Raw genomic sequence first — 6497 nt, 5'->3', positions numbered from 1 at the left:
CACGGGCGGGACGCCCGTGCCACGTGATGACGCCGCGGTTTGCGAGGACCTTGCCCGGACAGGCATAATCCGGTTATCCGATTCAGCGGGACAACTCAAGGGGACGGTGTATGAAAGGCGTTATTCTGGCGGGCGGCCTGGGCTCGCGGCTGATGCCGCTCACGCGCGTGACGAACAAGCATCTGCTGCCCGTGTACAACAAACCCATGATCTTTTATCCGATCCAGACGCTGGTCGATGCGGGGGTTACGGACATCCTCTTGGTGACGGGCGGGAACAGCGCGGGCGAATTCCTGCGGCTCATCGGCAATGGCGAGGAATTCGGCCTCAAGCATATGAACTATACGTATCAAAAGACCGAGGGCGGGATCGCCGACGCGCTGGCGCTGGCGCGGCATTTCGTTGGCAAGGACAAGGTGGCCGTCGTACTGGGCGACAACTTCATCCAGGGCAGCATCCGCAAGGCGGTCGAGGATTTCGAGCGGCAGCCGGAAGGCGCGAAAATCTTCCTGAAGGAAGTCGAGGACCCGCGCGAGTTCGGCGTGGCCGTACTTGACGGCGATCGCGTGGCGCGCATCATCGAAAAGCCGAAGGAGCCGCCGTCGAACCTCGCAGTCATCGGAATATACATGTATGACAACTCGGTGTTTGACATTTGCGACACGCTCGAGCCAAGCGCGCGCGGCGAACTGGAGATAACGGACGTGAACAACGCGTTCATCCGGCGCGGCACGATGACGTATGAAATCCTGGACGGCTGGTGGGCGGATTGCGGCAGTTTCGACGCGTTGCTGCGCTCGAACCTGCTCGTGGCGCGGGAACACGGCGTGCGTGTCTGAAACAGCGGGGTGAAGTTGATTTCGGCACGAATCCTTTGCTAGGATATTGACCCCGTTACACGGACCGTGCGAAGTGTGTCTTTCCACAGCAATCGCCATGGAGGAACCATGAGCCACAATAGAACGTATCTCCCCAAGGCAGGGGAGTTGGAGAAGAAACAGTGGTATGTGATCGACGCCGCGGGCGAGGTGCTCGGGCGGGTCGCGGTCGCGGCGGCGCGGATATTGCGCGGCAAGAACAAGCCCCAGTACACGCCCTTCCTCGACTGCGGCGACCACGTGATCATCGTCAACGCGGCGAAGGCCGTGGTGACGGGCAAGAAGGCCGAGCAGAAGTCGTACTATCGTCATTCGGGCTACAAGGGCGGCCTGAAAGAGATTACATACCAGCAGATGATGGCGAAGCACCCGGAACGCATCATGTATGAGGCGGTCCGGGGCATGCTCCCGCATAATCCGCTGGGACGCAGGCTGGCGCGTCACTTCCGGGTATACGCCGGCCCCGAGCATCCGCATGAAGCTCAGAGGCCGCAGGAATTCAAACTCAAATAGCGCAGGAGAACCGCTACCGTGACCGATATCGTTGAAACCGTAGCCATACTGGAACCCGTTGCCGAAAAGAAGAAAGACCCCTCCGGCGAGACCGTCTCGGTGGGCAGGCGCAAGTGCGCACGCGCGCGCGTGCGCCTGAAACCCGGCGCGGGCAATTTCGTCGTCAACGGTCAACCCCTTCGGGAATACCTTGCGCGGGACACGCTCGTGCGCCTGGTCAATCAGGTCTTCGACGTGACGGGTACGGCGGGGAAGTTTGACATTCGCGCGCATTGCGACGGCGGCGGCCTGGCGGGCCAGGCCGGTGCGTTGCGGCTGGGTGTGGCGCGCGCACTGGTTGCATACGACGAGAACCTCCGCAAGAGCCTGCGCTCGCACGGCATGCTCACGCGCGACGCGCGCGAGGTGGAACGCAAGAAGTACGGGCGCCCCGGCGCGCGCAAACGCTTCCAGTTCTCCAAGCGCTAGACCCTCCCCCCTGCCAGCTTTTCCGGCGCGGGCGGCTTCCGGTACGCGAGGCCGCCCGCGTGTGTCTTTTGCGGCGTTTGGGCGAGCCGTAGGGGCCGGCATGCACGGCCCCTCCAGGGCGGCACGCCGGGACCGCGCCTGTCCGCGGCAGGCGCCCCAAATAGAAAATGCCCCGGACTGTGAGGTCCGAGGCATGGAAATGGCTTCTTAAGTCACCCTACTGCTTGGGCGCCGCCGGGGGTTGGAACACAGGTGCGTTGGTGTCAGCGGGCGCATTATGGCTGGCGGACGGCGCCTGCTGCGGCGCCTGCTGCGGCGCCTGCTGCGGCGTCTGTTGCGGCGTCTGCTGTCGCGGCGGCTGCGCCGGCGCATTGGGGGACGGGTTGCGCTGGAGGCCCCCGGGCACAGCCGCGGGCGGGCGCAACGCAGGCTGCCCGAGCTTAATGACGCGGAAGGGAATTCGTACTTCCGGCATTTCCGGCACTGTGGTGCGGACAATCAGTTCCTTGCCGTCGAGCGAGTCGTCGCGCGGCATGTCGATAAGCTTGATCAGAAACTGATTCTGAGGGCGCGGCATAAGCTCCACGCCAATCCGCTCATCCGGCACGATGACTTCCGTCACTTCAAACTCCTTAACCGTACCCGGCCCGACGCGCACCACCTGCGTGATCTTCTGCGCCGGGTCATTGCTATACTGAAGCGCAATGGTCGGGGGGCTGATATCAAGGGGCCCGACAACTTCCACATAGATGGTAACGTTGAACTGAGGTTTGCGCGGATGCGTCGTCTGCACGGTCAACGTGCCCGTCTGTTGGCCGGCGGCGGGCAACTGGTCAATATGTGCGGTCACCTCGTAGACACGCTTGGGTTCGACTTCCTTGACCTCGGTCTTCACAAAATCCAGAGACGCCGTGACGGCCGTAACCTCGAAATCGTCGGTGAGGGAACGGAGCACCAGTTTCTGCGGGGCCGCGCTGCCGCCAAGCACCTTGCCGAAGTTGAGTATGCGCGGCTCATACATTATCGGAGCAGTAACGGTGCCCTTCAGCGTCAGCACCAGGTTGGGCGTGAGCGGGTCGTTCGAGGAAACCGTAATAGTCTTGCTCAGTTCCCCTTGGCGGCCATGCAATGACAGCTTGGCCGCGATTTTCGTTTCCCCGCCGGGGGGCACGGTTGAATCCTGCGGTTTCGCGGCGGTGCAACCGCAGGAAGTCTTCACGTTTGTAATCTCGAGGGGCGCGTCGCCCTGATTCTGAATGACAAATTCATGCTCGACCGCCTCGCTCTCGTCCCGCTCGCCAAAGTTGTATTCGGGCTCCGGGCAAAAGATCTTCGGGGCCGGGCCGCCGGGCTGCACTGGGGCCGCTTCCACCGGGGCAGCGGGAACTGCGGCCGGCGGCGGCGCCGATATCTGCGCCGGCGGCGCCGGAGCCGGAGGCTGTTCCTGGGCCAAGGTCTCGCTCACGATGAACGTCACCGCAATACCAAGTGCGCACACCAGAAGTACCGCCGCCAATAACGTTCTGCTCATTGTTCTCACTCCATATCCTCTATATACCGATGTCCAAGGGCGTCCTTCTTGCGCGGTTGATGCGCGGAAAGGCCGGCCCGCTTCTCCATCCGTCCTCTTCTTCATTGCGCTCCCGCCAAGCTCAAACCGTCACAACACCGAAGCGACTGAACGTGTACGGAATGCACCGGCAGGAAGCACCGTTTATACCATACTCCTGCGAAACGCGCAAGGGACAACTGATTGGGACACCCAATTCTTCGCGCAACGGGCAGATGGCGGGGAGTCTCATTCTTCCGTGCCGCGTTGCCCAAGGTCGGCGTCTTGTGCGCCCCCGCCGCCCCGCGCGCGTTTCCGGCGGATACGCTCCAGCCGCCGCCGTAACGCATCGGCGCCCGGGGGACCGGCGCCGGCGTCCCGGCTCAATGCGGCGCGGCGGTCGAACAGGTCCAGCACCTCCGCGCAGAGTAATTCGGCGCGGTCGAGGTCGCGCAGGCGGTGTTCGCAGTGTTTCGCCAGTTCGAGCCGCGCGTCCAGATGAGATGGGTATTCCTCGGCCAGTCTCTCCCAGAAAAGAGCCATTTCCTCGAAACGCCGGAGCCTCTTCGCGGCCAGCGCCAGCATTTCGAGGCACTCGCGCCGAAGTGGGCTGCGCTCTTCCTCCTCCAGGAAGCGCGAAGCATGTTCCAGCACTTCCGCGTACTGCTTCTGCCGGAAATGCAGGCGCACGACGGACAGACGATCCTCGGCATGCTCAAAACCACCGCCGGGCGTTTCGAGCATCTGCGACACCAGCCCCGTAAGCGCCACAAGCGAGAGAATATCCATGGAATGGTGGTAAAAGACCCCTTTCAGGGGCCGGGCGTCGCGCGTCCGCAAATAGTCAAACCAGTACTGCGGGATCAGATGCCCCGGTACGTCGCCTTCCCTGCGGACACCCAGCACCGCCTCTTCCACCGCGGCCAACGTGCACGTGCCCAGACGTTCCTTCCAGATGCGGCGCGCGGCATGCATGGCGTCATAATGCAGGCAGCCGTCGAGCCGGAACGGGATGCGATTCTGTATGAATCGCGTGCGCAGCAGGGGCAGGTCGAAACTCTTGGAGTTGTACCCGACAACGGCGCTGTGATTCCGGAAGATGCCGGCGAGAAACCGGAGCATGGGCTCCTCCTCGTCGTAGTCGCGCATGAAACACTGGTCGAGCCGGAACGCATGCTCCGTGAAGTAACCAACGCCAACCAGAAACGCGACGGTGCCTGTGCCCCCCGAAAGCCCTGTGGTTTCGGTGTCCATGAACAACGTGGCGCGCGGATCGAGATCCTCAAGGTCCGGGTCGCATGCCGAAAAGGCAATGTGTTTCGAACTGGTACGCAGGACGGCGCCCAGGTCGACCGAACCGTGCAGCGCATCAAGGGGAAAATCGCGGCGGACCAGATAGAACTGAGCATCCCCCTCCCCGGTCAACTCACCGGGGACCACTCTGTCGATGTCGTATTCGCCCTCCTCGCGGCGCCGCTCTTCTTCCATGCGCTTCTGGACCCATTGCGCCCCGGTCATCATCCCGGTGCGGCGCAACAGCGCATTCAGTTTTTCCCGATTGGATTCCGGCATGGCGCAGGCTTCCCGCTGTCATTCCCGAGCGTAGCCTACGCGAAATCCGCGACGTCTTCCACTCCAGACCCGGCTCAGGGTTCCAGCGAAGCCAAAGCAAGGTATGGAACAGCATTTACAGGATTGACCCGCACGCCGCCTCCGGCAAACGAGACCTCGTACCCGTTGTCCCGGTGCGCTTCGCCGGGAGGAAAGTCCGTGCTGACTACTTGTGCGCCGCTGGCAAGGGCCGCATCGCGCCGGTCCAGGTCGTCGTGGCGCAGGCCGGAGTCTGCGCGCGTGCGCACCATGTACCCTTTTGACACCACCCGCTGGATGACGCCCACGCGAGGATAGTCTATAATGAGAAATGCCGCGTCGGGACGGCCTTCTTCGGAACGGATGAACATGGCGCGGCCTTCGAGCGACGGCCGCCCCGCCGTGTACAGGTCGCGTGTGGCGCCGCGTTCATGCAATACGACCATGACTTGTCCGCGCACGTCATCCAGGACCGGCCAGCCGCGTTCGAGCACAGCCGCTTCGAGTGTGGGCGCGCCGCCGCGCACGTCATCCGGCGTGATCAGTTGCTCCGGCGGAAACACGTCCCGGACCTCCTGGTCCAGCAAGTCCAAGGCGGCTGCGTCAATGGGCAAAACGTTCTCGGGGTCGAGGGTAATGCCCTCCTCCTTGATTTCGAGCAGGAAAATGATGGGCACATGCTGCGGATGCGCGCGAGACCAGTCGCGGACCGTCTCCAGACACCCGCCAAGCGTGGGACACGTCGACCCCATGTCGATATGGGGCACGTGAAACACTCCATAACCGCCCTTCATGTGGTGGATGTCCAATTCAAAGCTGCGCACGCCGCGGTCCAATTGTACATCGAGCGGGGGATGCGAGTAGTCCCACGCCTTGGCGTCTGGAAACAGGGTGGTAATGATAGAGAGGCTGACGTCGCCGGGCCGCTGATGGTAACTGTTGTGCGTCGCAACCACCTGAATCTGGTTCATGCGCAACTGGCCGTCGTCCCCGGCAGCGAAGTTCGGCGCGGCCACCGCCGTCACAAGCGCGAGCAGCGGCAAGAACACCCGAGAGAGAAGGCCCGCGGGCGCAGTGGGCTCCGTCGCGCGGGCAATCCCCCCGCCCCGGCACGGGATACACCCCAATTGGCTGGCCATTCCGTCTTGCTCCTCGCCGAGCCTGCAATACTCCTGCCCGGAGACCGGTCCGCGATTCCCGTTGCGTTTATACGCTTCTGACCGGCGGCTTATGCAAGCGGTTTCGTCATGACGTAATAACCCTCAGTGCCGTCCACCCAGCGGAGCCATCTGGAACGGATACAGGGGCCGCGCATAAACCCGAACTTGTGGTAGAGGCGCAGGGCGGGGTCATTATCCAGCACGACGCCGAGACGCAGCGCGGTCTTGCCGGAAGCGCGCGCCTCTTCTTGCGCACACTCGAGCAAGCGCCAGCCGACGCCGTGTCCGCGCCAGGCCCGCGCAACGCCGAGCATATAGATGTAGAGTTCGTGCCTGCGG

Annotated in this window: 7 protein-coding genes; 3 read left to right on the top strand and 4 right to left on the bottom strand. The window is 63.1% G+C overall.

The window, feature by feature from the left end; genetic code table 11:
• Nucleotides 1-110 precede the first annotated feature (110 nt).
• From KA184_05870 to rpsI, 3 genes are all read left to right on the top strand, one after another.
• Nucleotides 111-839 carry an NTP transferase domain-containing protein gene (locus KA184_05870; protein ID MBP8129090.1) on the top strand — a complete coding sequence of 243 codons (729 nt, stop codon included), beginning with the start codon at nt 111-113 and terminating at the stop codon, nt 837-839.
• A gap of 108 nt (nt 840-947) precedes the next feature.
• A complete protein-coding gene (rplM, locus tag KA184_05865; GenBank protein ID MBP8129089.1) occupies nt 948-1391 on the top strand; it encodes a 50S ribosomal protein L13 in 444 nt (147 codons plus the stop codon).
• Nucleotides 1392-1409: 18 nt separating this feature from the next.
• Entirely contained in the window at nt 1410-1859 is a 450-nt protein-coding gene (gene rpsI, locus KA184_05860) for a 30S ribosomal protein S9 (protein MBP8129088.1), read from the top strand.
• Between the two features lie 217 nt (nt 1860-2076).
• Here rpsI and KA184_05855 read toward each other — a convergent pair whose 3' ends face one another.
• The 4 genes from KA184_05855 to KA184_05840 form a co-directional block, all read right to left on the bottom strand.
• Nucleotides 2077-3390, bottom strand: coding sequence for a DUF1573 domain-containing protein (locus KA184_05855; GenBank protein ID MBP8129087.1), 1314 nt, complete (start codon nt 3388-3390; stop codon nt 2077-2079).
• A 267-nt stretch (nt 3391-3657) separates the two neighbouring features.
• Nucleotides 3658-4980: a ribonuclease H-like domain-containing protein gene (locus tag KA184_05850; GenBank protein ID MBP8129086.1), complete on the bottom strand. Its 1323-nt coding sequence runs from the start codon at nt 4978-4980 to the stop codon at nt 3658-3660.
• A gap of 74 nt (nt 4981-5054) precedes the next feature.
• A complete protein-coding gene (locus KA184_05845; GenBank protein ID MBP8129085.1) occupies nt 5055-6137 on the bottom strand; it encodes a hypothetical protein in 1083 nt (360 codons plus the stop codon).
• Between the two features lie 89 nt (nt 6138-6226).
• The coding region (locus tag KA184_05840) for a GNAT family N-acetyltransferase (GenBank protein MBP8129084.1) at nt 6227-6497 on the bottom strand (271 nt) is incomplete at its 5' end.

Source organism: Candidatus Hydrogenedentota bacterium (genome assembly GCA_018005585.1).
Classification (GTDB): Bacteria; Hydrogenedentota; Hydrogenedentia; order Hydrogenedentales; family JAGMZX01; genus JAGMZX01.
Note: the sequence above shows the minus strand (reverse complement) of the source record. Positions and strands in the feature narration are given on the sequence as shown.

Bases quoted from the DNA above. Each gene is read 5' to 3' on its own strand.
- KA184_05870 (MBP8129090.1), top strand. From the start codon at position 111: ATGAAAGGCGTTATTCTGGCGGGCGGCCTGGGCTCGCGGCTGATGCCG.
- rplM (MBP8129089.1), top strand. From the start codon at position 948: ATGAGCCACAATAGAACGTATCTCCCCAAGGCAGGGGAGTTGGAGAAG.
- KA184_05855 (MBP8129087.1), bottom strand. From the start codon at position 3,390: ATGAGCAGAACGTTATTGGCGGCGGTACTTCTGGTGTGCGCACTTGGT.
- KA184_05850 (MBP8129086.1), bottom strand. From the start codon at position 4,980: ATGCCGGAATCCAATCGGGAAAAACTGAATGCGCTGTTGCGCCGCACC.
- KA184_05845 (MBP8129085.1), bottom strand. From the start codon at position 6,137: ATGGCCAGCCAATTGGGGTGTATCCCGTGCCGGGGCGGGGGGATTGCC.